A 25,778-nucleotide genomic window follows, 5' to 3' on the forward strand; every position below is an offset into this window, starting at 1 on the left:
TGTTCTTATTCGGCGGGGACGCTTTGTGCGTCGCCATTATCGCGTGCGGCCTCGATCAATGCGCGGCGGGCGAGGGCATAGTTGTCTTCGCCACCGGAGCGCTTGGCGCGGCGGTCGTCAAGAATGCGCTCGACAGCATCCAGACGGCCGGCGCGCAGGCCTGAATCAATTGTGATGCGCTCGAATACATCACGTTGGGCGTGGCTGCCACCAGCCAGCTGCATTCCACCACGTGCGTCTGACAAAAAGTCAAAGGCTTGGCGATAGAGGCCTTCGCCAAAGGCCTCAAGCCCCTTGGCCGCAGCGACGCCGGGATCAGACATGCGGATCGGCGTATCGCCCTGGTTACGCTGGGCATCGCTCTGGATGCGGTGCAGTATTTTGCTGGTCGCATCCGAACGGTTGTCGCCAGTCAGGGCCAGCAAGTAATGCAGGTCGGCAAAGATCAGGCAGCCGTCTTCGGTTCGGGCAGCGCTGAGATCGGCCAGTTCTTCCCAGCGGTTGCCGACATCCACCCCTTCAAGCTCTAGCCGGGACAGCAGCGAAGTCGCATTCGAGATATCGCGGTAATCGTCGGTCTTGTCCTGACGGATGTGATGATCATACAAAGCCATCACTTGATCGACCTGACCCAGATCCAGATGCATCAGCGCCTTGTGCCACCACACATGATAGCGGAAATTGTTACAATGCGCCCAGGCATCCTCGCGCCCCGCAAGCCAGTCAAGGCCCAACTGAGCATTTCCCGTCATCTCATGCACATGCGCGACGGCGTGCAATCCCCACGCATCGTCGGAAACCATCCAAAGAGCCTGACGCCCGGCGATCTCGGCTTTCTCGTAGGCACCCGTTTCCTCAAGAGCAAATGAATGGCAGCCCAGCAGATATCCACGCCCAGCGTGGTCGGGTTCGTAAGCGGGCATCACGCGCTCAATCGAACGGCGCATACCTTGCGAATCCCCCAGAACGAACCGAGTGGCGTGGCTGAGTTTCATCGCCAGAGTGTCCGTGGGGTGCGCCCGAAGGATTTCTTCGAATTTCTGTACCGCTTGCGTGGGGAGGTCAGCCATATACATCGCCAGTGCCTCGACATACAGCCTTTCACGGTCCGAAACTGGCTGACGCTCCATCGCGGCATTGGCTGCGGTCAATGCTTCGGCTGCGACCGCGATCATCTCGCGCCGTCCCAGCAGGACCATGAACAGACCTTTGACCGCGTGACCCAGGGCAAAGTCCGGTTCAAGCTCTAGCACCTTGCCCAGATGCTGCGGCGTTACGGCTGCGTGCGCCATGAACCCAAGGAGAACACCATCCCACGCCTCGACGCTTGCGGGCTGGGTCAGGGTGTTCATCTGTCCAAAGACGTCTTGTTTCATGCTTGGGTCCAATCTGATTGCGGCATTCTATAGTGTTTGATGTAACAGAGTGTGCCGCGGGGTCGTAACAGTATCGACCCTGCTCTCGAATTGGTGAAAACGCGTGTGTGGAAAACGCGAAAAAAACCGCCGATTCAAGGGCATGTTTCAGCAACTTGCCGCCTAATCAGGCAGAGTGTTTCAATCTTCGAAGGGATTTTCTGCGTTTAGAACAGCTTGTGTGTCAGCGCCACAGACTGGAGGTGCACTGCGATATGTTACAGGTGTACGGGACAGGTTCAGAGGGTTTCCGATCAATTGCACCTCACCGGGTGCAGCCTGCATGGTGACCTGCATCTGCCGGGCAGCAACTTGATCAGAGGCAAAGACCTGATCAAGTGTTTGCACAGGACCAACCGGTACTTTCAATTCTTCCAGTCCTGCAATAACGCGGCTGGTATCCAGCGCCTGTACGGCAGGGCGAAGGATTGCATTCAATGCGTCACGATTTTTAAGACGGGCAGGATTGGTGGCAAATCGCGGATCGTCAGCAAGCTCTGGGTGTTGGATGAAACTGCAGAATCTTTTGAACTGGCTGTCGTTTCCGACCGCAAGAATCACGTGCCCGTCGCTGGTTGCATATACGTCGTAAGGGACAATGTTTGGATGCCCGTTGCCGCGCCGTTGAGGCACATTGCCCGAGGTCAGGTAGTTCACGCCTTCGTTGATCAGCCAGGCCACTTGCGAATCCACCAGCGCAAGGTCGACCTGCTGGCCTTCGCCGGTCAGATCGCGATGCCGCAGAGCCGCCAAAATACCGACGCAGGCATACATGCCGCACATCACATCGGCGATGCCAACGCCAACCTTCATTGGTGCGCCTTCGGGATCTCCAGTCAGCGACATAACCCCGCCATAGCCTTGTGCCATCAGGTCATAACCGGGTTTCGATGCGTTCGGACCGGTCTGCCCGTAACCCGAGATCGAACAGTAGACGAGGCTCGGAAACTCTTTGGACAGGGTGGCGTAGTCGAGCCCGTATTTCGCCAGCCCGCCTGGCTTGAAGTTCTCGATCAGGATATCCGCATGAGACGCCAATCTCCGGATTTCCGCTTGACCTTCCGCCGAGGCGATATCCAACGCGACCGATTTCTTGTTGCGATTGGATGACATGAAATAGGCGCTCAAATCCGAGCGGTTACCATCCGCGTGTTCGACGTAGGGAGGACCCCATTGCCGCGTGTCGTCACCTCCGGTCGCGGGGTTTTCGATCTTGATGACGGTGGCTCCCAAATCACCCAGCAGTTGCGTGCAGGTCGGGCCAGCCAGAATGCGCGACAGATCCAGTACCTTGACGCCCTTCAGGGGTCCTTCAGATGCGGCCATCATATCCTCCACGGTCGATCTCCGCAGCAATGACAGTGAATTTGTCGGCTTTCAACGCCTGATCCAGCGCTGCCCGCAATTCGTCGCGGTTGCGCACCGCATGACCGTACCCGCCAAAGGCGCGCCCCATGGCTGCAAAGTCGTGGCGGTCGAAATCGACACCTCGATTGCCCATCTGGCGCTGGCGTTGCTTCAATTCAATCAGGGCAAGGCTGGCATCGACAAACACAAGAAAGATCGGGTTGCCGCCCATTTCGGCGGCGGTCGAAAGCTCTCCGGCGACCATCAGAAACCCGGCGTCGCCCGAGAAGCTGATCACGGGGCGGTCCGGTTCAGCCAGTTTCAAGCCAATCGCCATTGGAACAGCGCACCCCATTGTGCATAGCGCCGAAGACTGGATCAGCCCGCGTTCCTCTGAACATTCCCACATCTGGCTGAGCAGAATGCGATGGGCGCCACTGTCGGCTGTGGCGAGCGTTTCTGCCGGTAACGAGGCACGGGTTTCCGCGATGATCGCCGCTGGCCCCCAGTCTTCATCGGTTGGGAAGGCTTCTGCCAGTGCTGTCTTGACTTGATCCGGTTCACCATTCGGCCACGTATTTCGGGCGGGGTTGCCTTTCGCGATAGCCTCTAGCGTTGCGCCGGTGTCGGCGACTAGATTTAGTCCGGCCTGATGCATGTAGTGATCGTTCACAACGGCTGATATGTCGATCACGCGCTTGTCTTCAGGATCCCAAATCTCGCGCCAGCCGGGGCGCATCTCGATAGGGTCGTAGCCCAGGCACAGTACCAGATCAGCCTGTTCTACCAGCGGAACCAGATGCTTGTCGGCCAGCGGAGACAGACCCGCTCCACCCAGGCACAGCGGATGATCCTCGGGCACCACACCCTTTGCCTTGTAGGTGGTGACGAATGGAATGTTGAAATGCTCCAGAAACGCCCGCACGACGCAGCGCGAGTCGTCGTAGAGAATATCGAGACCAATGATCGCCAAGGGGCGTTCGGCCTCGGCCACCCAACGGCGAGCCTTTTCCAGACATTCAGCGCCAGGTGCGACGGGTGCGACTTTCGCGAGACGACGGTGTTTAACCCCCGATACGCGCGTATCGGCCACCGAGATTGGCACATCGATGTGCACCGGACCGGGGCGCGGCTGGTTCGCAAGCGATACCGCCTTGTCGGCGATGATATCGGCCCCGTCAGCAGTTAGCCTGAAAGTGCCCTTGGTGATCGAGCGGTAGACTTGCGAGTGATCCATCACCTGATGAGTGTAGGTCAGCGCTTCGTCCGCATCGACGCATCCGGTCAACACGATCATCGGCACCCGATCCTGCAGAGCGTTCGCGACCACGTTGATCCCATTCATCGCGCCGGGGCCAAGCGTGGCCACCAGAATCGCAGGCGCGCCATCGCGATGATGAACGGCTTCGGCCATGAAGCCGGCTGCGTTTTCATGTTTGGTCAGATGAAAGGTGATACCTGCGCTTTCCAGCGCATCCACCAAGGTCAGAACCTCGCCACCGGGCATTCCGAACGCGTGGCGGCATCCGGCCTCGAAAAGGCGTTGTGCCAACAGATCCGCAGCGCGGGGGGACAGGTCCTGCATCAATCAAGCTCCGACAAGTTTATCTTTCAGCAGATTGCGGAGGACGCGCCCGGACGCAAGCAGCTTCACGTCAGTGTGACTATTTGACGGCGCTTTCCGCCACGGCCTGAAACTTTTCGTCTAATTCGGCGGCAATATCGCGCAGCGCCTCACCGCCTTCATCCGTATATGGGGCGAACACAAAACTTGGCGTTTTGTAGGACAGGGTCGCAGTGCCATCCTTGTTCTCGGTCACGTAGAAACGGATGGGCGCTTCGATCATCGCATTCGTCGAGGTTTCAAGGACCCGAACCGCGTAGTCGTTGTTGAATGCGCCGATCACTCGGTTGCCCGGAATGGTAATGCCGCGCGAGGCCGCTGCTTTGGTCGGTCCGGCCTGAGTGACCACGATCAGGCCGTTCTCTTTTACCGCGGCCTTTGTGTCTTCCACGAGGCTCTCATAGCTTTTTCCGCTGGAGTAGATCGCCCATCCTGCAAGAGGTTCGATGCCGTCGGCCCACGCAGGCATGGCCAGCAGGCAGATCGCAGCACAAAGCGCCCTCATGTTCTATCCCTTCCTGTTGTTTGGAGAATAGATGACAGAAAAGCGCTGAAACGGGGCTCACAATCCTGTGCGCGCGTCAGGCCGTACGTTTCTTCAGCAGATAGATATCCATGATCCAGCCGTGATCAGAACGGGCTTGCGCGCGCGAGTCCAGAATGTCTTGCGCCACATCCGCCAATGGGCCTTTGATCAGAATCTCTTCTTTCATGCCCACATATGCCCCCCACCAGATGTCATAATCGGCCATCTCTAGGCTTTGGAACGAGCATTCGCCATCCAGCATAACAGCCACTTTCGATGCCGTTTCAGGCCATCCCTCATCGCGGATGCGGCGACCGGTGGTCACGACATAGGGTGCCCCCAGATCATTGATCGGGATCGCATGGGCCGCAGTTAACGCCTGCAACGCGGTGATGCCCGGCACAACCTGGACCTGCGGCTGCGGGTCCAGTCGAGCGGCGATCCTGAGCGAACTGTCATACAGCGACGGATCACCCCAGATCAGCAACGCGACCTTCTGCGCGTCGGGGTGGGCTGAAATCGCTTCGTGCCAGCGCAGGGCAATTGCGTCGTGCCATTCGTCGACACCTCGTAGATAACCGTCATCTGCCCGACGTTTGGGAACATCGAAATAGGCGATTCGCGCGGGATTATCGGTGACCTGCGCGATGATGTCTTCGCGCAAACCGGCCAGATCAGCTTTGTTCTCTCCCTTACGCGGGATCAGGATCAGGTCTGCAGATCTGATCGCCTGCGCGCCCTGAAAGGTCAGGTGGTCGGGATTGCCGGTGCCGATCCCGATCAGTGTGAGATCATACATCTTCGAACTCCGCCAGCGGGCCATACAGGATCAAGGCAGGAGCAGTACCGATCTCGGTGCGCAGTTTGTCGGAAAGCTCTCCGATGGTGGAACGATGCAAAGATTGTTCGGGGGTTGAAACGGATTCGGCCATCAAGGCAGGTGTGTCCAGCGGCAGGCCATGCGCGCTCAGCGCTTCGACCAGCAATGGAAAAGTGCGCTTGCCCATAAATACGACCGTTGTCGCGCCAGCATCAGCTAGGGCGGGAAGATTCAGATCGGCAGGCAGTTTTCCACTCGCATCATGCCCGGTGACGAATTGAACACGACGCGCAGTCAGGCGTCGTGTCAGAGGAATTCCCGCAGTCGCAGCCGCCGCGACGGCAGAGGGGATGCCAGGAATGATCTCGTATTTGATACCGGCGGCCTGCAACGCGACCAGTTCTTCCTCTAGTCGACCGAACAATCCTCCATCACCGGATTTCAGCCGCACGACATGCTGGCCGGTCTGCGCATACTCAACCAGCAACCGGCTGACGTGATCCTGCTTGGGCGAGGGGCGACCGGCGCGTTTACCTACGCCCACCAGATCAGCGTCGTCACGTGCATGGGTCAAGATCGGGCCACTGCTGAGATCATCAAACAGCACCGCATCGGCCTTCTGCATCCGGTCCACGGCCTTGAGCGTTAGCAGCTCCGGATCACCCGGACCGGAGCCGATGAATGAGACAAACCCGGTCATACCGTTGCCTCCGCAATCAGGTGAAAGAACGTGCCGGTGACATTGCCGCGTCGCGATCCTGTCTGAGGGCCTTCAGCCCCTTCGGCATCGAAGACCTGCGCAAGAGGAGCGTCAGGTTGTTCGATGATCGAGGAATAATGGAACTCATGTCCGCGCAGGGCGGTACCTGTCGCAAAGCCGGGCATCGGAGCCAAAAGTTCAGCTCTACGATAGCCAAGGTTGAATTTGCGCTTTTGGTACGAGGTTTGCAGGCCCAACAACCCCGCCATCTGATGTGGGGAGCCCTCCTTGTCGACCAAGACTTCCCCCAATGCCATATAACCCCCGCATTCACCATGGACGGGCCGCGTTTCAGCGTGTTTCCGCAGCCCGGTCAAGAAGGTATCTGCTGCCGCCAATGTTCCTGCGTGCAGCTCAGGATATCCCCCCGGTAGCCAGACCAGATCGGCATCAGCGTCAGGCGCTTCATTGGCCAGCGGGGAAAAGGGCAGTATCTCTGCACCCGCGCTGCGCCATCCTTCCAGAAGATGCGGATAGGTAAACGAAAACGCTGCATCTCGGGCCAGAGCGATCCGCTGGGCCGGGGGGCGCGGCAGCGCGGCCGACGATGGCCCAACGGGGCCTGAGGAGGCCGCCTTTTTGATCGCATCCAGATCAACATGTTCACGCAGGAACGCGGCATAACCGGCAATTGCGGTTTCCAGATCAGGGTGCTCAACGGCCTGAATCAAACCCAGATGCCGCTCGGGCAGAGCCAGGTCACCCCGGCGCGGTAGGACCCCCAGAACGGGTAGTCCGGCGCGCTCCATGCCTAAACGGGTCAGTCGTTCGTGGCGAGGACTGGCACAGCGGTTCAGGATAACACCGGCAAAAGGCAAATCGGGGTTATACATCCGAAACCCGAGCGCGGTCGCCGCCGCAGATTGCGCCTGTCCTCCGACATCCAGAACCAAGACGACCGGCCATCCCATACGCTGAGCCGTTTCGGCGCTCGACCCATGCCCCAGCTCTCCGGGTTCGGCTACGCCATCAAACAAACCCATTGAGCCCTCGGCCACCACGATATTCGCGCCCGTAGCCTGCTCTGAGATCGCGCTCAGCAGCGGCTCTCCCATCGCCCAGCTATCCAGATTGAACGAGGCACGGCCCGCTGCGGCCCGATGAAAGGCCGGATCGATGTAGTCCGGACCACTTTTGAACGGCTGCACGGTCAATCCGTCCTCAGCCAGCGCCCGGAGCAACCCCAGCATGACCGTGGTTTTGCCCGTGCCCGATGACGGTGCAGAAATCAGTAGTCCCGGGGGGTTAGTCATCACCATGGCTCCAGCTCGACCACGGGCTGTCGGCGCTTTGAGGGCGATAGCGGCGGTCGTATGTTTTTGAATACAGGCAGCTTTCGTCAAACCCTTCACCTGCGAGCGCCGGACCAACCATTATCAGTGCGGTGCGCGAGATGCTTTCGTCCAGCGCCTCTTTCAGCGTGGCCAGCGTCGCACGGATGATCCGTTCATCCGGCCAGCTGGCGCGGTAGACAACGGCGACCGGGCAGTCCGCACCATAGGCAGGGGTCAGGTCTGCGATGACATTGTCCAGATTTCCGATCGACAGGTGAATGGCCAGAGTAGCACCTGTTTTAGCAAAGTTTTTCAGCGTCTCACCTTCAGGCATCGAGGACGCGCGCCCAGGCGTCCGGGTCAACACCACCGATTGCGCCAGTCCCGGCAGGGTGAGTTCGGTCCCCAGAGCAGCAGCTGCGGCGGCAAAAGACGGGACACCGGGCGTGACGCTGACCAGGATGCCCATGTCTTTCAGACGTCTGATTTGCTCTCCCATCGCGGACCAGACAGAGAGGTCCCCGGAATGCAGCCGCGCCACGTCTTGCCCGGCTTTGTGCGCTATTTCGATCTCGGCCATGATCTGATCCAGATCCATCGGAGCCGTGTTCACGATCTTTGCGCCGTCGGGGCAGTGGCTCAGAATCTCCTCGGGAACCAATGAGCCTGCATAGAGGCACACAGGGCAGGAGGCGATGATATCGCGCCCGCGCAGGGTTAGCAGGTCGGCAGCACCCGGTCCGGCGCCGATGAAATGAACGGTCATTGTTGTCCTCCGATGGCGACGGCGCAGGTTGCAAGCCGGTCGTCCGAGATTTGTCTGGGTGAAATCAGCCGCGCGCCATGCCCGGCGGCAGCAAGAGCGGATGCTTCGGCCACGCTGCCGGTGCCGTATGTGGCACGACTGCGGGGCGAGCAGGTCAGGGTACGTTGTCCGGCAAGATCATGTGCCGGGACGAAATGAACCGGTAGATCAGTTGCCTCTGCAAGTGCGACTAGTGCGGCATGTCCGTTCTTGTCTGCAACGGTTGCCAGGGCATCGACAGTTTTTCCTGTCAAGGCCAGATCAAAGGCAGCGCGCAGACTGGCTAGCGTAGCAGAAGACGAGAATCCGAGCCCGGCGACGATCATAACGCGAGGCTCCACTGCACAACTGGGTAAGCAGATTTCCAACCTCGCCGTGGACCAAGCAAAGCAGCCTGCGCAAGTTCGATGCGCAACAGGTCTCCGCCCATCTTGTCGTGCCACGCGGCCAGCAATGCTTCGCTTTCCAATGTCACTGCGTTGGCGACAAGCCGCGTACCGGCGCGGAGATTTGCGTGTAGCCAGTTCAACAGCTCTGCGCTCAGTCCGCCTCCAATGAAAACGACATCTGGTTGCTCAAGGTCAACCAACGCCTCAGGTGCGATACCATGAACGACCCGCAACCGATCCTGCCCGAGCGCATCGGCGTTTCGGCGAATGCGCTCGGCCCGATCTTCACGCGGCTCGATTGTCGTTGCAGTCAGCGTCGGATCGCACATCAGCCATTCGATGCTGATCGAACCGGTGCCGCCGCCAATATCCCACAGATGCTCTCCTCTACGCGGGGCAAGGGCCGACAGGGTCAGTGCGCGGATAGGGCGCTTGGTGATTTGCCCGTCGGTTTCGAAAATATCATCAGGCTTGCCCGAGGCTTTGGGAAAGGCGCGCCCTGTGCCCGCGACGTCCAGCCCGACACAGACCGGATGTTCGAATGTTCCCAGCAGCGCTTCGGTCAGCGATACGCTCCGCGCGCGTTCACGGGGGCCGCCAAGCGCCTCCATGACATGCAGGGTACAATCGGCAAAACCAGTCTCGCCCAAATACGTTGCAAGTTCAGCCACCGCTTTTCCATCGCGCAGCAAGAGAATGGCACGGAGGCCCGGTGCCAGGTGGGGGCGCAAACGGGTCAGGGGGGCGGCGTGCAGTCCAAAGGTTAACGTGTTTTCAAGCGGCCAACCAAGCCGCGCAGCCGCTAGCGAAAAGGTCGACTGGCCCGGTAGGGCGGTCCATTCGCCCGCATCGAAATTTCGCGCGATGACGGAACCGGCCCCGAACCAGAACGGATCACCCGAGGCCAGTACAATAGTTTGCCGACCGCGTAATCCGGTCAGTATCGGAAGACCATCGGCAAATGGAGCTGGCCATTCAATCTGTTCGGCGTTGCTTTTGGGAATCAAAGATAGGTGGCGCGACGGACCCATGACGATCTCGGCGCGATCCAGCACTTGACGGCTTGCGGGAGACAGGCCATCCAGTCCATCTTCGCCCAAACCCAATACGGTTAGCCACGGAGTTTCAGACATGCCCAACCTCCTGATTCTTGGTGGGACGACCGAGGCAAATGCTCTGGCAAAATCCGTTTCCGAACAAGGTATTCCGGCCACGTATTCCTACGCGGGCCGTGTCGACACGCCACGCCCGCAGCCCGTTCCAACACGCGTGGGCGGTTTCGGAGGAACGGAGGGGCTGGCGCGCTACATCCGCGATCATGAGATCAGCCATATCGTAGATGCTACCCACCCCTTTGCCGCGCTGATGAGCCGAAACGCTGTGGAAGCCTGCGCCTCGACCGCCACTCCGCTGGCGGCGCTGACGCGGCCTGCCTGGGTCGCTCAAGATGGCGACAGTTGGCAGCATGTTCCGGACATCGATGGTGCCGTCGACGCGCTTTCCGGTCCCGCTCAGCGCGTGTTCCTTGCCGTTGGTCGCATGCATCTTCAGGACTTTGTAGCACAGCCTCAGCATCACTATCTTTTGCGGCTGGTGGATGAGCCTGAAACCGTGCCGTTTCCTAATAGAAACGTCATTATTTCGCGCGGTCCGTTCACTGAAATTGAAGACCGGGGGCTGATGGAGCGTCACGGGACGCAGTTGGTCGTGTCCAAGAACGCGGGTGGCATCGGGGCGCGCGCAAAGCTGGATGCCGCAAGGGCGCTGGGTCTTCCGGTTCTGATGATCGACCGTCCGCTGTTGCCGCAGCGGACTGAGTTCGAAAAGGTTTCGCAGGTCTTGGACTGGCTGGTTCATACCTGATCCTTGTCAGGTGTGAATCTCGGCGTGTAAACGATCGGCGCGCCGTCGCGCTCGATAACGCGGGTCAATGACGAGCCGATGATCACGACGGTCTGCATGTCCGCCATGTCTGGCGTGGCCTCGGCCAGTGTTGAAATCCGCAACTTTTCATCCGTACGCGACACTGCGCGGGCGAACAGGATCAGGCGTTCTGGCTCACATTCCTCACGAAGGATTTCCAGTGTTTTTACAAAACCTTCTGGGCGTGACTTCGAGCGTGGATTGTAGAATGCCATCGCGAAATCCCCCTGTGCGGCGAGACGCAGGCGCTTTTCGATCAAGGACCACGGTTTCAGATTGTCGCTGAGGTTGATGGCGCAGAAATCGTGCCCCATCGGCGCGCCCGCACGGGCGGAAGCGGCCAGCATCGCAGTGATCCCCGGCAGTACGTCGATCTGAATGCTTCGCCATTCAGCGGGACCATTCTCCAAGGCCTCGAACACGGCAGCGGCCATCGCGAACACGCCTGGGTCTCCGGAGGAAACAACCACGACACGCTTGCCCTCGGCCGCCATCCGTAATGCGTGCTGCGAGCGGTCGATCTCGACCCGGTTGTCACTGGCATGTAGGGTCAACCCTTCACGCTCAGCAACGCGCGCGACGTAGGGGATGTATCCAACAACATCCGTCGCCTCGGCCAGAGCAGCGGTAACCTCGGGCGTGACCAGAGCTTCGTCTCCCGGTCCGAGGCCGGCTATTTTGACCCAGCCACTCATGGGCGACGGCCCTGACCGTGAACCAGGATGATCGAGAAATAGGGGGTGATACCCTCGCAATTGTCCGAGAGTTTGCAAACCCGCTGGTTGGGCATCTGGGCGTATTCGACGATCCATGCACGGTCATATAGATCGGCCCGTTTCAAGGCGCGTTTTACCTTGTCAAAGTTGCGACCGATCTTCATGACCACCAACGCATCGGTTTGGGTCATGCGTTCGGTCAGCGTGTCCTCGGACAATGTACCGACCAGAACCGTCAGGACGTCATCACCCCAGGTTATTGGATCGCCGGTAGCGGTCCAGGCACCCGACATTCCGGTAATGGCTGGTACGACCTCGACCTTAGATATATCCCGTAATCGATTGTAAAGATGCATGAATGACCCGTAGAAGAAAGGGTCTCCTTCGCACAGGACCACGACATCCTCACCATTCTCTGTCAACGACTTTAGGTGCGCGGCGCAGTCCTCGTAAAACACGGAAAGCAGCTCGTTGTACCTCGGGTCCGTCACCGGGATTTCGGTTGTTACGGGATACTCCATCGCAAACTCGATAGCGTCGCCGGGGATCATTCCATTGACGATCTTGCGGGCCTGCCCCGTGCGGCCCGGCTTGCGGAAGAACGCTACGTGGCGCGCATTGCGCAACAGGCGGTCTGCGCGGACGCTCATGAGATCCGGGTCACCAGGGCCAAGGCCCACGCCGTAGATCTTGCCCCCGCTCATTCCGCACGACTCGCGATGGCGTTGATGGCAGCAACAGTGATTGCACTGCCGCCCAAGCGACCTTTGACGATGCAGGAGGGCACAGGCTGCGCTTCCCACAAGGCGTCCTTGGATTCGACTGCGCCGACAAAGCCCACAGGGCAGCCGATGATGGCGGCCGGGCGCGGACAATCTGGGTCTTCCAGCATGTTTAGCAGATGGAATAGCGCAGTCGGAGCGTTACCGATCGCGACCAGCGCGCCGCCAAGATGCGGACGCCACAACTCTAGCGCAGCAGCAGAGCGCGTGTTGCTCATCTCAGCGGCCAATGGGCGCACGCGTTCGTCATGCAGAGTGCAGATTACCTCATTATCCGCAGGCAGGCGGAAGCGGGTCACACCTTCGCTGACCATGCGCGCGTCGCACAGGATCGGTGCGCCATTTTCCAGCGTGGTGCGGGCAGCTGTGACGAAGCCGGGCGAGAAATGCACGAACTCTTCCAGCCCAACCATTCCAGCGGCATGGATCATGCGCACGGCCACTTGCTCTTCATCGGCATCGAACCGAGCGAGATCGGCCTCAGAGCGTATGGTGGCAAAGCTCTGTTTGTAAATCGCCGCGCCGTCGGTTTCGTATTCATAGGGCATCAGGTGAAGTCCATGGTCATAAGTGTTTCTTCGGTCAGGCTGCGTTGGCAGGGCTCATCCCCTGCACGACCTTGTTTGACAAGATCAAATCGTCCATTGCATCCCACTAAGGTGACATCTGCAGTACCCATCCGGGCGCAACCCTTTGCACACCCCGAGACATGCAGAGATCCGGGCACTCGAGCCGCCAAAACGCGCGCGATCTCTCGCGTTTCCACTTGCGCCTGCGGACAGAACGGCGTGCCAGGGCAGGCGTCGGTGGTCATCAGCGGGTCAGTACCGTCTGTGACGAAGGCTGGTGCGGGAGTATCTGCTCCGCCTTCAAGCAGGATCAACCGCCACGGTGTAACTCGCAGGGCAGATGCACCGCTGCTCTCGATCAGTTTCGAGAGTGGGCCTGCGGGCAATTGCCCAAACGTCGCGCCCAAAAGTGTTCCCAACTCGCAAGCGCCAGGCTGTAGCAGGGTACCTATTGGGCCGGGCGGGCTGCCTTGCCATTCGAGCGGAAGGTCTTGCGCAGAGATCACGCGGGCCATTCGGCGTGTCTCGGGCGTATAGGTTTCAGAGAACCACTTTGCCAGTTCGATCAGTCGATCGATGGCATCGGCTTCAGAAACAGACCGCCCGGTCTCAGCACCGTCAGCACGCAGAATCAGGTCGTTTTCGCCGGTTTCCACGCGAATGTCAGCCGAGTCTCCGGCTAATAGGCGCTCGGGTCCAGTATCAATTGCAAATCCGAACTTGGCGGGCAGCGAGGGCAACTCTGCTAGGCGGTCAATCAGATGCTGCGTTAGTCGCGCTGTCAGATCACCTGCACGGTAGAGCGGTGTGACCAAAATATTCCGTCTGATCTCGATGCCGGGCTCGGCATCGAGAAGGTTCAGATCAGACAGCTCGGCCAATAGCGGCTGGTGGTCGGCTTCCTTGACGCCGCGCAGTTGCAGGTTCGCACGGTTGGTCAGGTCAATAGTGCCATTGCCGAAACGGTCGGCCAATTCGCACAGACCCAAAGCCTGCTGAGCGCTAAGCCGCGCCAACCGCGGGCGTACGCGCACGACCAGCCCATCGCCGGACATCATCGGGCGATGGGCGCCGGGGCACCAGCCTTGGACGACAGGTTTGTCGGTGAGAGCGCTCATCCCAGACCTTCCAAACCGGCACGGATCGAGTTTCGGCGCGTATTCCATAATCCAGCATCCAACAAGGCGCGGAAACGGTCTCGCATCGCTTGATGCGCACGCGGGTTCGCCTCTTGTAGAAAGGCATCGACGCCTTCGTCGCCAAGCGTGGCTTCATGATAAAGATCGAACAGATGCGGCGCGACGGTGCCAGACAAATGTGCAAACGATGCCATGTGATCAAGCGTCGCTGCAATCTCGGCCGCGCCTCGAAAACCATGCCGCTGCATCCCCGCTATCCATCCTGGATTGGCGGCGCGCGCATGAACCACGCGGCTAATCTCTTCGGGCAAGGTACGGGCGCGTGGATTTTCCGGGTTGGTATTGTCCAGGTGATAGAGCTGAGCGTTACCACCGGTGATTTTCTTGGCGGCAGCAAACCCGGCCTCATGCGTGGCATAGTCATTCGCCAATAGCAGGTCGGTCTCGGTCAGGTCCTGGAGGTGTACAAAGCTGTCAGCATTGGCGACACGCCGCGTAATGCCATCGACGTCCTTCGTGATGTGCTCACCTTCCAGTGCAAAGGAACTGGCATCTAACCACGCCTCACCCGCCTTTGAGCGGGCCTCATCGGTGTAGATTTCGGATAGTTGGGTCATGTTGACGCCATAGCTGCCGGGGGCCGGTCCAAAGACCCGTGCTGCCGGTTCCTGACCGGCATAAGGGTTCCAATCGGGCGCCTCATCCCGTTCAGATAGTGCCCGTACGGCCTGGCCAAAAAGCGCCGAAAGCGTTGGGAACACATCACGGAACAGGCCCGAGACCCGTAAGGTCACGTCCAGACGCGGACGGCTGAGGTCGGTGATCGGCAGCACTTCGATGCCCGAAACACGCTCCGAGCCTTTGTCCCAAACCGGTTTCACACCCAGCAAGTGCAGCGCCATGGCGAATTCCTCGCCTGCGGTGCGCATCGTGGCCGAGCCCCACAGGTCGACGATCAGCCCCTTAGGATAGTCGCCTTCTTCCTGCAGGTGTCGACGCACCAACTCCTCTGCCAGCTTGACGCCTTGAGTATAGGCCGCACGCGTGGGCACAGAACGCGGGTCGGTGGTATAAAGATTCCGCCCAGTAGGCAGCACGTCTGAGCGCCCGCGATAGGGAGAGCCTGAAGGTCCGGCTTCGATCCGTTTGCCAGCTAGCGCATCGACCAGAGCATTGCGCTCAGCTTGGGCAGAAGGCGCGGGGTTGAAATCACCCGTCACATCTGGAACCCGTCCAAAGATGTGCAGGCCGTCGCCGAACTGACTTTCCTTGATATCGCAGACAAATCGATCAATGCGCGTGATCGCCTCGGCGATGCAGGTGGCCTGATCGAGGCCAAGGTCGCTTGCCAGCCCAATGGCCTGGGCCTCGTCGCGGATATCTTCCTGTAACCGGTCACGGCGCTTGGGGTCCAGACCGTCCGCGTTCGAGAACTCATCCAGCAGTGCTTCCAGCCGAACCATGCGATCCGGCGTACCACTTTCTTTCATCGGGGGCGGGATATGGCCCAGCGTAACAGCGCCGATCCGGCGCTTGGCCTGCGCAGCTTCGCCGGGGTCATTGACGATGAACGGGTAGATCACCGGCAGATCGCCGATCAACACCTCGGGCCAGCATTCATTGCATAAAGCGACCGATTTACCTGGCAGCCATTCCAGCGTGCCATGGGCACCAATATGGATCAAAGCATCCGCGCCTATCCCTTTGCGCAGCCAAAGGTAAAAGGCGACGTAGCTGTGACGAGGCGTGCGCGAAAGGTCATGATAGTCATCCTCGCGCAGCTCTGGCGTGCCGCGTTCTGGCTGCAGCGCAACCACAGCGTTGCCACGCCGAAGGGCCGTGAAATGGAATGCTCCATCTGCGAACACTGGATCGTCCTCGGGGTCTCCCCAGACCGCCTGCAGATCGGCGCGCAATTGATCGGGTAGCTCTGCATGCGCAATCAGGTAGTCCTGCAATGACCATGAAATCCGGGCGCCCAGCAGGGTTTCGGCAATCGGCTCGGCCGGTGCGGTTGCATATCCCTCATTCTGAAGATCGGTCAGCATCGCTTCGGCTGAAGCAAGCGCATCAAGGCCAACTGCATGCGCTATCTGCCAGTCCTTACCCGGGTAAGTCGACAGAACCAGCGCCGGTATTTGATCCGAACTGGGCTTTTCGTGCAGGTCCAGCCAGCCAGAGACCCGATCGATGACAGCTTCGATCCGGTCAGCTTCAGGCTGGTGGGCAAAACGCGAATATTCCAGATAAGGATCGCGCTTGCCCGGTTCTTTGAACGACACGATGCCCGCGTTAATCCGCCCGTCGACCTCGGGCAGCACCACATGCATAGCGAGGTCGGCAGGCGAAAGCCCGCGTTCCGCCTCGGCCCAGGCTTTGCGGCGCGAGGTCGCGAGGGCGACCTGAAAGACGGGCACATTGGCAGCATCCAAGGGTGAAGTGCCTGATGCGCCCTTGCCCGAAAAGGAGGTGGCATTGATGATCGCCGAAGGTTTCAGCGCCACGATCGTCTCACGCAACCAGTCTGCGGCGGTTGGCGCTTTGAGCGATGGGGCGAACAGGCCAATGGCCTCGAATCCACGCGATCGCACACTGCGGATCAAAGCCGCGATTGGGGCAGTGTCGGCAGAGGTCAGGTAGGCCCGATAAAACGTGACGATAATGCGTTTTGCATCGCCCGAAAAAGCTGTGTCTGCCGGTATAACGCCACGATCCGGGCACCAGGCGCCGTAATCCGGTATGGACTTTGTCCCCATCACCGGACCGGCATATAGTCCCGCCGCCAGTGCCATCTGCGCGAGTGCGGCCTGCGCCGCAACCTCTCCGCCGGTGTCACACAGATGCGCCAAGCGCCGCAGGGTTGAGACGGGCAGGGTGGAGTACTCATCCAGCCGCGTATCTTCGCGCCCGTCCGCAGGCAGGACAGCCAGTGCGATCCCCTTGGCCTGTGCCAGTGCCAGAACCTGCTGCAAGCCGTAAGACCAATATGGCACGCCGCCAATCAGGCGGATCAGGATGCCTTTGGCCCCCTCAAGCGTCTGTTCGACATATGTATCGACAGAAAGGGGGTGTTTTAGAGCTGTCAGGTTGGCCAGCCGCAGGGTTGGCATGCGCCCGTCTGGCCCGCCACCGCGATGCCAGCCCGCCGCGAAAGCGCCAAGGTCACTGTCAGAAAATGACAGCACCACCAAGTCCGCCGGGCTCTGGCCCAGATCGGTTGGGGTCTCGGTTTCCTCTAACCCGTGGCTTTCGCGGAAGACGACGTGCATGACTCTTACTCGGCGGCCTCGGTCACACCCACAAGGATATCACGGATTTCGGCCTCTTTGATATCATCATGCTCGGCGATAACCACAAGGCGCGAACGGCGCTCTTCACCAGGTTCCCACGGGCGGTCATACTGATGACGTACCCGCGAGCCGACGGCCTGTACCAGCAGGCGCATGGGCTTGCCCTGAACCGCGGCATAGCCTTTGACGCGCAGGATGTTCAGTTCCTTTGCCAGGCGTTCGATCTTGGCGACCAAATCCAGCGGATCAGTCTGTTCCGGCAATTCGACGATGATACTTTCAAAATCGTCATGCTCGTGATCGTGATGACCATCATGATGGCTGGGACGCGCTTCCATGTCGTCCTCGGCAGCAGCTTCGAGGCCCAAGACAACGCGCACGTCCACGACACCTTCGGCGACTTCGACGACGGGTAGGGGGCGAGGGGCTTCGGCCGCGATGACCTCTTTGGCTTTGGCGACACCATCGGGACCGGCCAGATCCGGCTTGGTCAGCAGGATGATGTCGGCGCAAGAGATCTGATCTTCAAACACCTCCGATAGTGGAGTCTCGTGGTCGATCGACTCATCGGCGAGGCGCTGGGCGTCTACCGCTTCGACATTGGGTGCGAACCGACCAGCAGCAACAGCTTCGGCATCGGCCAAAGCGATCACGCCGTCGACGGTGATTTTCGAGCGAATGTCTGGCCAGTCGAACGCTTTGAGCAGCGGCTTAGGCAGGGCCAGGCCCGAGGTTTCGATCAGAATGTGATCGGGGCGCGGCTCCAAGGCCATAAGCGCTTCAATCGTGGGAATGAAATCGTCGGCCACGGTGCAGCAGATGCAGCCATTGGCCAGTTCCATGATGTTTTCTGCTGGGCAATCCGGGATTGCGCAGGATTTCAGGATATCGCCATCGACACCCACATCGCCGAACTCATTGACTACAACAGCCAAGCGCTTGCCTTGCGGGTTCTGCATCAAATGCTTGACCAGCGTCGTTTTGCCCGAGCCCAGAAAGCCGGTGATCACGGTGACGGGCAGTTTTTCGAGATTGCTCATTTCAGGGCTCCAATCGGGGGAATACGGGCCGCGCAATTCTTGCGGAAGTGTTCGGGGCGTTCACGCCATTTGACCAGCCCGTCCTCGGTCTGAAGGTACTTGGTGGCACCTTCAATGATGGTTTCAACGTGATCGGTTTCGCTGAGGTGTTCGTAAACGAATGTCCAGCGATCAGGTCCGCCACGCAGCACGATAGAACAGCCCTCATCGCAGTTTGACAGGCATTCTACTGCTTTCAGGGTGATGCCCTCGGGCAGGGCGGCCTGTTCAAGCGCTTTGTGCAGCAATGTGCCGGGGCGTTGGGCTTCGTCTTCGACGGGTAGGCCGCGACGGCATGTAGTGCAGACCAGCAGCTCGACCGGTGTGGTCTCGGTCATGTCTCTCATCCCCCCAATCCTCTTCGTGGGGGACGGGGTTTCATGCGGGCCGATCAAAGCCCCACACCGGAACACCCCGTCCGGTTTCATCTTCGGGCGTTGGCAGGTCTCCCGGCTTGCGGATGTCAGAGCGGTGCTCTGTCGGATGTCCCGCCTTCCCGGCATTCGCCAGTGGCTTGGGCACCCTCTCCGGTCACGGTCGCGGGGGCGGCTGCGTTTGACGGAAAATCCGCTGACGCATTCCCTTTTCATCTGCTGCTGCAGACACCAACACTTGGCTCTTGGGACAGCATCACCCCCCTTGTCAAGCGAGTCTCGCTCAACTGTGCGTACAGGGGCAAAAAAGCGACCTCTGAGGGTCGCTGGACGGCATGACTTAGGTCAACAGGCGTGTTCGCATGTGCATCGAAAGACGAACAGGGAGAGCGTCATATGAAAGTAGGCTTCATCGGGCTGGGAAACGTGGGCGGAAAATTGTCGGGCTCGCTGCTGCGCAATGGGATTGACCTGACCGTTCATGACCTCAACCCTGATCTTGTGTCTGGTTTTGTCGCGCAGGGTGCGAAGGCAGCTGAAAGCCCCGCCCAATTGATGCGTGATTGTGACGCCGTGATTACCTGTCTGCCATCTCCTGCCGCCTCGGACGCGGTAATGCAGGAGATGCTGTCCGAAGTGACATCCGGTAAGATCTGGATGGAAATGTCCACCACCGACGAAGCGGAAGTAAAACGATTGGGTGCTTCGGTGATCGAACGTGGGGGGGCTGCAGTCGATTGCCCGGTATCGGGCGGATGTCATCGGGCGGCTACGGGCAATATTTCGATCTTCGCAGGCTGCGATCGAGAAACATTTGAGCGCATTCTGCCGTTCCTGACGACGATGGGGCGCCGCGTTTTGCACACAGGCGATTTGGGATCGGCCTCAGTGTTGAAGGTGCTGACAAACTATTTGGCAACCGCAAATCTGATCACTTGCGCCGAGGCTTTGGTGACCGCAAAGGCCGCAGGGATGGATCTTGGCACGACCTATGAGGCGATCAAAATTTCGTCAGGCACATCATTTGTGCACGAAACGGAAAGCCAGGTGATCCTGAATGGGTCGCGCGATATCTCATTCACCATGGATCTGGTCAAAAAGGATATCGGTCTGTTTCAGGAGGTCGCCGACCGCGCCGGGGTGCCGCTGGAGATAAACCCGGTGATGATGAAAATCTTCGACGACGGAATCGCACGCTACGGTGACCGGGAACTTTCCCCCAACATTATCAAACGCCTTGAGGACGCCACGGGGCTGGATATCCGTGCTCCGGGGTTCCCCGCGGAAATGCAGGATGATGAGCCGGAAGAGCCGGGTTACGAAGTGGTTCCTCAAAACCGGTAAAACATAATGTGCTGATGTTCATGAAGAGTTTCGTTTGATGATGCCACGGCTTTCTACGGTTCGGAGGTGGTTATTCGGATCGTGGCAGGAAGGCCCTGATGAGGTCTGCGGTTAACTCAATTTTAGCTAGCGCTGAGTGCATATTGAATTCTATCAATTTCATCAGACCCGCTTAGGGGGCTGAGACGAGGCAGCCAGTTCTTCTTGGGACTTGCTGCGTTGGACAAATTCCGGAGGCTATTCTAAACAGATCAACAATAGTCCGATAATGGCACAGGCAAGAGTTTAACTTATGGGAAACGAGACCTTTCTCATCGTGACGACGATGAAGAACGAAGGGCCATTTATGATCGATTGGGTGGCTTACAACCGCGCAATCGGGTTCAATGATATCCTGATCTACACCAACGACTGTTCTGATGGCACAGATGTCATCGGTGATCGGATGCAGGCCTTAGGCTGGGCGCATCATGAGCGCAACAAGGTCGGACCACGGGCTACGCCCCAGAACCGGGCTTTTACCCGATCTCGCAGTCATCCAAGTTATCAGTCCGCAAATTGGATTATGAGCCTGGATGTGGATGAATACGTCAACATCCGTTTGCCTGAAGGCAATGTTCAGTCACTGGTAGAGGCAAGCGGTGAAGCTGATGCAATATCGATCTGTTGGCGTATGTTCGGAAATGCCGGCTTAAATGACTTTGTTGATCGACCTGTCCCTGAGATGTTCTTTCAGGCGGCCACCGAAGACAGCTACCCCCATCACCGGACGAAAGGTTTCAAAACGCTATTCCGAAATAACGGCAAGTTTAGTCGGTTTCGCGCCCACCGTCCTCGGATCAATCCAGAGGACGCTCCAAATCCCGACGCACCGTACGAAGGGGTGTTGTGGAGAGATGCAGGCGGAAACCTCTACCCGGCAGATCAGGTGAAATGGAAGGCGTGGCGCGGATTCAGCCATAAATTCGCGCGTATTCACCACTATGCAGTACGAAGTACCGATAGCTTTCTTGTCAAACGTGAACGGGGCCGGACTAACCATGTTGGCCAGGACCAAGGTCTGAAATACTGGCTTGTAATGAATCACAATGATGTCGAAGATCGCTCGATCTTGGGCCACATGCCCGCCATGCATGACATCAAAGCCGAGATGATGGCTGATCCACAGTTGGCCGAGCTTCACCACAAAGCCTGCGAATGGCATAGTACAAAAGCCGCAGAGTTGAAGGCCAGACCTGATTGGCTAGATTTGGTTGAGGCCTTGCAGAATTCTCATATCGGAGAAGACGCCCATGGCTGAAACCGTATCCGCCGAGGACCGCCGCAAGAAACAAGCCCTGCAGCGCGAGCGGAAAGATGCGCTGAGGCGCGAAATGCTCAAGACAATGCCGCACGGAAAGCTCAGCATCGAAATTGGCGTCTGGCGGGGCGAGTTTTCGCGGATATTACTCGATGAATTGAAGCCTTCTAAGCTGTGCCTCATCGACCCATGGGGCGTGCAGCCCGACGCAGATGGTGGCGCATCTTTGGCCGGAGCGCGTAGCCAAAACGATATGGACCGCATCTATGAAGCGGTGAAAAACACATACGCCTCTGAGATAGCGAAGGGTCAAGTTTCGGTAATTCGCGATTTTTCGGTTCCTGCACTGCGCCTGTTCGAAGATCAGAGTATCGGTTTCGCCTATCTTGATGGAGACCATTCATATGAAGGGGTCAAAGCGGATCTGGATGCGGTATTGCCGAAGATGATCGAAGGCGGTGTCATCATGTTGGACGACTACCATCGGAGGGGATGGTGGAAAGATGGTGTGATGCGTGCACTCCACGAGTTTTTGGGCGCAAACTCGGCGGGCTTGCGTCTCAAGGCGATCAAAGGCGCTCAGGTCGCGGTTCAAAAGCTATAAATAATGAACCAATTTCATATCGAATTGGGGATGTTGGCACCCGAGAAGGACCTACAGAAGATTGCGCCACTTTGGTTCAACCGCAGGACTTGCAATGACTGACAGGATCGTTGTCTACACGACAATGAAGAACGAAGGCCCGTTCATGATTGATTGGGTGTCCTACTACCTGTCACTCGGCATTGACCATTTCCTCATTTACACCAACGATTGTGATGACGGCACCGATCTGATTGCAGAACGGCTCGGGGATCTGGGCATTGCAACCCATGTTGATAATTCGGTCAAGCCAAAGCAAAGCCCGCAGAACACGATGCTCAGGCGAGTTCGTTCACATCCGAGGTTTCTTGATGCGGACTGGACCTTTTCGCTGGACGTTGATGAATATCTGAACATCCGCCTTCCTGATCCCTCCATGCACAAGTTGCTGGAAAAGTTGCAGGAAACCGCAGGAGAGCCTTTTGATGTTGCCTCTTTTGCCTGGAAGCTATTCGGTTGCGGTGGCGTCGAAGACTTCAGCGATATTCCAGTGGCTGAGCAGTTCTTTCTTTGCGATACTGAGCAGGGCTTTTATTCGGGCGTTGCGGGCGGGCTGAAGAGTATAACGCGCAACAACGGGTTATTCACCCGATATGGTCCGCATCGCCCTAAAGGAGTTGCGCCTGAACGCATGTCCGAGATCAGATGGGTTGATGGTGGCGGGCAACTACTTGACCCCGAAGCTGTGACCTGGCGTGCCACATCCAACTACCGCCATGATTTTGCGCGTATCCATCACTATGTGACGCGTTCAATCGGGTCGTTCATGGTTAAACGGGATCGGGGTAAAACTAATCATATTCACGATGATCAGGCCGAATCCTATTGGAACAATATGAACGCGAATTTGGTTGAGGACCGGTCGATCTTGCCGCTTTGGGAAAAGGCTGCGGTAGAGCGGGAACGTTTGATGTCTGATGACCAACTGGCGTCCTTGCATGCCTCCGCTTGCTCTTGGCACGCGCAGAAAATTGTCGAGCTAAATCAAAGACCGGATTGGGTGGAATTCCGAGAGTTTTTGCACCGGTACAAGACCATGGGCCCCGGTCGCTGACGCATCTCAGGGCCGTAAGAAGTCTTGACTGGGCACCATTCAAAGACGCTGAGGCATAGCTTAATGGCCGCACTGTCGCCAGCGTTAGCGCTCTTGGGGTCTATCGATCAGGGATGCAATACGGCACCGAACAGCGGGAGCGTTCCAACACATGGGAGACAAGCGCAATCCTGACAGAAAAATGTTTCAAGTGGTCCGATATCAGTCCGTTTCCGAAGGAGCCGCCGTTGGTAATTGCGCAGGGTTGAGTGGCCGACTGAGTAATATCGCGAGTAGTTGCTTCTTCTAACAGTTCACTGCACGACAAACGACACAGTAACCCTCGTCCGCCTTTTATCCTCGTCCTGTATGGAGAGTCGCATCGTGTGCCGCCCAACCGGCAGTTCAGCCGAACGTGCGAGCAGGCGCGAACCTTCGACTGAGGCGTGCTTCATTATTCGTTTGGTCACATTGATCCATGCTGGACCCATACGATAGTCGATCCGAATTGACGACAAATCAACTGCCGTATCTCCTCTCGGGCTAATGTCTACATCAATATTGATAGGCGACTGGACAATATCCTTTTTGGGCGAATTGAAGTTTACGAAGGGGCCATCGGATTGAGTAACGGTCAATCCTCGGTCTAGAGACTCGGTAATATTAGGTTGATTGTCGAGTTCTGCCATTTCGGCTGGAGTAAGCAGGGAGAACGCTTCTTGCTCGCTATTTCGCGGAAGAAGACTCCACACGGAAAAAGCCAACACAAACAGTATTGCACCAATCAACAACCATCTCGCACGCATTACCCACACATACATCACCTTAAGTAAACCAGATTGACACGAGGCTATCACACAACGAGACAAAATCTCAATTTGCGGGACTTGGTCTGAAATCGAGTCGCCCATTTGTAGGGGAAAATGGGCATTGCGCATGAAATCACACGGCAAGTCTTGCGGCGCGATAAAAGCCCAAATCGGACTACATTTCCCCTATGTGACCCCAAAGAACAAGCATTTGTATCGCTCGGTCTGGGGAGGTCGTGTAAGCTATTGAATTCTTTTGGAGGCGAGTACCTGTTTTGAAATCGAACCCAATCTGAACTAATAGATAATAAAAACAGATACTTAAGCGAACATCGCATTCTGCGTAACCAAGAAATGTTGCGGGATTTGTTGCGGGATTTGGTTGCGAACTCTCTCACAACCAAATCGCCTTAACCTTCATCATCTTTTAGTTTTGGTATCCCGAGAATTGGGTCATCACTAGGCTCTGGGAAGATCAACTGGTTTTGCGTTTCCAACAGTTGATCGTAGATTTCGGCTTCACTCTCATCAACGGTTTCGTCCGCGTCATCTTCCTCTGTTTCGCTGGGTGGCGCTATCCTCAGTTCGATAGTCAGGCCCCGCTCCATTTTCGCCAACAGAGAGTTAAGTGCCCAAGTCAGTTGCCCTTTAACTCTCCCTGTTGAGCTTTGGTAGCTTTACCCTCCTTAAAAAGAGATGCCACCTTCTTCTCGACTTCTAGTTTGATGGTTTTTTCTATCTTTTTGTCGAAGAACTCCTCGATCTCCTTTGGCGTAAAGGCCTCGATCTGCGCGGTTTCAGCTCGAGTTTTTCTGATTTGCTCGACAGAATACCAGACGCCGATTCCCCAAGTTACGACGCCCCCGAACATGAGAGCTATTTCCTTTGCCATGATAAGGAAAAACAGTGGGTCTGTAGTCGAAATGCTGCCGACAGAAGCTTTTTGATATTGGCCTGTAGCAGTAACAGAAAAGAAGCGAACCATATTTCGGATGTCATTAAGCTCGCCCAGCATACTTTCGAACTCATTTTCGAAGATTGCGCGCGGTATCTGGAATCCTACTTCGGTCGTTCCTTCCGTCGGAGTTGGATAACCGAAACCGAAAAACTTGAGATTTGAGGCAAACTGATTGAGTTGCTGAAAGGTTTGAGTGCGATCAGACGATAGCTTTTGGACGAATTCTCGAGCAACACTTGGCGTCATCGCATTTTCTTGAATTTTTCTGGATATCTCGTCAGCCAGTTCTTGGTCGAAAGTGTCGAATGAAATTTCTAGAACGCGCTCATAGTCTTGCGGAGTGAACTCTGAAACGAATTCTTCGAGTGATTGGCGCAGAGCGGTCAGTTTCTCTGATACTGCGCGCTGGTGCTCCGCGTTCTGTGGTTGGTTCACTAGGTTGTTCAGTGCTCCGTCAAGTTCTTGAAAGCAGCTCTGGGTCGCTACTTGGCTTTCCACTCTCAAAATTTTGTCGACGATTTAACTAAGCTTGTCAGTATTCATTTCGGTCCCGATAGAAACAGATGGATGCAATGGGCATGAAGAAAACAGGAATGGCGCGCAACGTAAAGTGGAAGGAAAGTGGCTAGAATACAGTGTTGCGGGAAATGTTGCGGGATTTTGGGTTGTGCCGCCAGTAAGTTGCTCGAATACTTAAGTTAAGCAGCTGAGAAGATTAGGAAAATTTTTCTTGACGGGCTGTTTTATGTCAGAGAATTTGACGCTTTCTGGAGGCGAGTACCGGAATCGAACCGGTGTACACGGATTTGCAATCCGGAAAATTTTGTTGATTTCAAAGGGAAAAATTGTAAACGGACTT

At 57.4% G+C, this 25,778-nt stretch carries 25 protein-coding genes and 1 riboswitch; of the genes, 5 read left to right on the top strand and 20 right to left on the bottom strand.

Going from position 1 to position 25,778, the window contains the following annotated elements; genetic code table 11:
- Positions 1-5: 5 nt before the first annotated feature.
- From ACR0JR_RS20425 to cbiE, 10 genes are all read right to left on the bottom strand, one after another.
- The gene (locus ACR0JR_RS20425) at positions 6-1,376 is read right to left on the bottom strand and encodes a tetratricopeptide repeat protein (RefSeq protein WP_480457802.1); all 1,371 of its coding nucleotides are present in this window, start codon (positions 1,374-1,376) and stop codon (positions 6-8) included.
- A gap of 180 nt (positions 1,377-1,556) precedes the next feature.
- Positions 1,557-2,741 (bottom strand): CaiB/BaiF CoA transferase family protein, encoded by a 1,185-nt coding sequence (locus ACR0JR_RS20430; protein ID WP_480457804.1) that lies wholly within the window; start codon positions 2,739-2,741, stop codon positions 1,557-1,559.
- Positions 2,728-4,347 carry a thiamine pyrophosphate-binding protein gene (locus ACR0JR_RS20435; protein ID WP_480457806.1) on the bottom strand — a complete coding sequence of 540 codons (1,620 nt, stop codon included), beginning with the start codon at positions 4,345-4,347 and terminating at the stop codon, positions 2,728-2,730. Before ACR0JR_RS20435 ends, ACR0JR_RS20430 begins: the two co-directional genes overlap by 14 nt.
- 79 nt (positions 4,348-4,426) lie before the next feature.
- Positions 4,427-4,891 carry a DUF302 domain-containing protein gene (locus ACR0JR_RS20440; RefSeq protein WP_480457808.1) on the bottom strand — a complete coding sequence of 155 codons (465 nt, stop codon included), beginning with the start codon at positions 4,889-4,891 and terminating at the stop codon, positions 4,427-4,429.
- Positions 4,892-4,967: 76 nt separating this feature from the next.
- Entirely contained in the window at positions 4,968-5,711 is a 744-nt protein-coding gene (gene cobF, locus ACR0JR_RS20445; protein ID WP_480457809.1) for a precorrin-6A synthase (deacetylating), read from the bottom strand.
- Complete coding sequence (cobA, locus tag ACR0JR_RS20450) at positions 5,704-6,432, bottom strand: uroporphyrinogen-III C-methyltransferase (protein ID WP_480457811.1); 729 nt, start codon at positions 6,430-6,432, stop codon at positions 5,704-5,706. The genes cobF and cobA overlap by 8 nt, the downstream gene beginning before the upstream one ends.
- Positions 6,429-7,751 carry a cobyrinic acid a,c-diamide synthase CobB gene (locus tag ACR0JR_RS20455; RefSeq protein ID WP_480457812.1) on the bottom strand — a complete coding sequence of 441 codons (1,323 nt, stop codon included), beginning with the start codon at positions 7,749-7,751 and terminating at the stop codon, positions 6,429-6,431. The genes cobA and ACR0JR_RS20455 overlap by 4 nt, the downstream gene beginning before the upstream one ends.
- Positions 7,738-8,532, bottom strand: a complete 795-nt coding sequence (gene cobM / locus ACR0JR_RS20460) for a precorrin-4 C(11)-methyltransferase (RefSeq protein WP_480457813.1) — start codon at positions 8,530-8,532, stop codon at positions 7,738-7,740. Before cobM ends, ACR0JR_RS20455 begins: the two co-directional genes overlap by 14 nt.
- On the bottom strand, positions 8,529-8,897 hold the full coding sequence (locus ACR0JR_RS20465; protein WP_480457814.1) for a cobalamin biosynthesis protein: 369 nt from the start codon (positions 8,895-8,897) through the stop codon (positions 8,529-8,531). Before ACR0JR_RS20465 ends, cobM begins: the two co-directional genes overlap by 4 nt.
- A complete protein-coding gene (cbiE, locus tag ACR0JR_RS20470) occupies positions 8,894-10,093 on the bottom strand; it encodes a precorrin-6y C5,15-methyltransferase (decarboxylating) subunit CbiE (RefSeq protein WP_480457816.1) in 1,200 nt (399 codons plus the stop codon). The genes ACR0JR_RS20465 and cbiE overlap by 4 nt, the downstream gene beginning before the upstream one ends.
- Here cbiE and ACR0JR_RS20475 point away from each other — a divergent pair.
- Positions 10,092-10,823: a cobalt-precorrin-6A reductase gene (locus tag ACR0JR_RS20475; protein WP_480457818.1), complete on the top strand. Its 732-nt coding sequence runs from the start codon at positions 10,092-10,094 to the stop codon at positions 10,821-10,823. The two genes, cbiE and ACR0JR_RS20475, sit on opposite strands and share 2 nt — an antisense overlap.
- Here ACR0JR_RS20475 and cobJ read toward each other — a convergent pair.
- Genes cobJ through ACR0JR_RS20510 form a run of 7 tightly spaced genes read right to left on the bottom strand, consistent with a single transcriptional unit; the run spans position 10,814 to position 18,796 of the window.
- Entirely contained in the window at positions 10,814-11,578 is a 765-nt protein-coding gene (cobJ, locus tag ACR0JR_RS20480; RefSeq protein WP_480457819.1) for a precorrin-3B C(17)-methyltransferase, read from the bottom strand. The two genes, ACR0JR_RS20475 and cobJ, sit on opposite strands and share 10 nt — an antisense overlap.
- Positions 11,575-12,303, bottom strand: a complete 729-nt coding sequence (cobI, locus tag ACR0JR_RS20485; RefSeq protein WP_170468891.1) for a precorrin-2 C(20)-methyltransferase — start codon at positions 12,301-12,303, stop codon at positions 11,575-11,577. The genes cobJ and cobI overlap by 4 nt, the downstream gene beginning before the upstream one ends.
- Positions 12,300-12,929, bottom strand: a complete 630-nt coding sequence (locus ACR0JR_RS20490) for a precorrin-8X methylmutase (RefSeq protein WP_170770171.1) — start codon at positions 12,927-12,929, stop codon at positions 12,300-12,302. The genes cobI and ACR0JR_RS20490 overlap by 4 nt, the downstream gene beginning before the upstream one ends.
- On the bottom strand, positions 12,929-14,068 hold the full coding sequence (locus ACR0JR_RS20495) for a cobalamin biosynthesis protein CobG (RefSeq protein WP_480457821.1): 1,140 nt from the start codon (positions 14,066-14,068) through the stop codon (positions 12,929-12,931). The genes ACR0JR_RS20490 and ACR0JR_RS20495 overlap by 1 nt, the downstream gene beginning before the upstream one ends.
- Positions 14,065-17,358 carry a cobaltochelatase subunit CobN gene (gene cobN, locus ACR0JR_RS20500; protein WP_480457823.1) on the bottom strand — a complete coding sequence of 1,098 codons (3,294 nt, stop codon included), beginning with the start codon at positions 17,356-17,358 and terminating at the stop codon, positions 14,065-14,067. Before cobN ends, ACR0JR_RS20495 begins: the two co-directional genes overlap by 4 nt.
- Positions 17,359-17,363: 5 nt before the next feature.
- Positions 17,364-18,419 carry a cobalamin biosynthesis protein CobW gene (gene cobW / locus ACR0JR_RS20505; RefSeq protein ID WP_480457824.1) on the bottom strand — a complete coding sequence of 352 codons (1,056 nt, stop codon included), beginning with the start codon at positions 18,417-18,419 and terminating at the stop codon, positions 17,364-17,366.
- Positions 18,416-18,796 (bottom strand): DUF1636 family protein, encoded by a 381-nt coding sequence (locus ACR0JR_RS20510; protein WP_480457826.1) that lies wholly within the window; start codon positions 18,794-18,796, stop codon positions 18,416-18,418. The genes cobW and ACR0JR_RS20510 overlap by 4 nt, the downstream gene beginning before the upstream one ends.
- 84 nt (positions 18,797-18,880) lie before the next feature.
- A riboswitch (cobalamin riboswitch) is annotated at positions 18,881-19,083 on the bottom strand.
- Positions 19,084-19,228: 145 nt separating this feature from the next.
- Between ACR0JR_RS20510 and ACR0JR_RS20515 the strand changes: the two genes are divergently transcribed.
- From ACR0JR_RS20515 to ACR0JR_RS20530, 4 genes are all read left to right on the top strand, one after another.
- Positions 19,229-20,176, top strand: coding sequence for an NAD(P)-dependent oxidoreductase (locus tag ACR0JR_RS20515; protein ID WP_480457827.1), 948 nt, complete (start codon positions 19,229-19,231; stop codon positions 20,174-20,176).
- 292 nt (positions 20,177-20,468) lie between these two features.
- Positions 20,469-21,476: a glycosyltransferase family 2 protein gene (locus tag ACR0JR_RS20520; protein ID WP_480457828.1), complete on the top strand. Its 1,008-nt coding sequence runs from the start codon at positions 20,469-20,471 to the stop codon at positions 21,474-21,476.
- Entirely contained in the window at positions 21,469-22,080 is a 612-nt protein-coding gene (locus ACR0JR_RS20525) for a class I SAM-dependent methyltransferase (protein ID WP_480457830.1), read from the top strand. Before ACR0JR_RS20520 ends, ACR0JR_RS20525 begins: the two co-directional genes overlap by 8 nt.
- A 94-nt stretch (positions 22,081-22,174) precedes the next feature.
- A complete protein-coding gene (locus ACR0JR_RS20530; RefSeq protein ID WP_480457831.1) occupies positions 22,175-23,173 on the top strand; it encodes a glycosyltransferase family 2 protein in 999 nt (332 codons plus the stop codon).
- 293 nt (positions 23,174-23,466) lie between these two features.
- Here ACR0JR_RS20530 and ACR0JR_RS20535 read toward each other — a convergent pair whose 3' ends face one another.
- The 3 genes from ACR0JR_RS20535 to ACR0JR_RS20545 all read right to left on the bottom strand — a co-directional run bounded on the left by ACR0JR_RS20535 (position 23,467) and on the right by ACR0JR_RS20545 (position 25,354).
- Positions 23,467-24,090 carry a hypothetical protein gene (locus tag ACR0JR_RS20535; RefSeq protein WP_480457833.1) on the bottom strand — a complete coding sequence of 208 codons (624 nt, stop codon included), beginning with the start codon at positions 24,088-24,090 and terminating at the stop codon, positions 23,467-23,469.
- A 281-nt stretch (positions 24,091-24,371) separates the two neighbouring features.
- Positions 24,372-24,569, bottom strand: a complete 198-nt coding sequence (locus ACR0JR_RS20540; RefSeq protein WP_480457834.1) for a hypothetical protein — start codon at positions 24,567-24,569, stop codon at positions 24,372-24,374.
- Positions 24,570-24,598: 29 nt separating this feature from the next.
- On the bottom strand, positions 24,599-25,354 hold the full coding sequence (locus ACR0JR_RS20545) for a hypothetical protein (protein WP_480457836.1): 756 nt from the start codon (positions 25,352-25,354) through the stop codon (positions 24,599-24,601).
- Positions 25,355-25,778 lie beyond the last annotated feature (424 nt).

The sequence above is a fragment of the Ruegeria sp. AA3 genome (genome assembly GCF_056542905.1).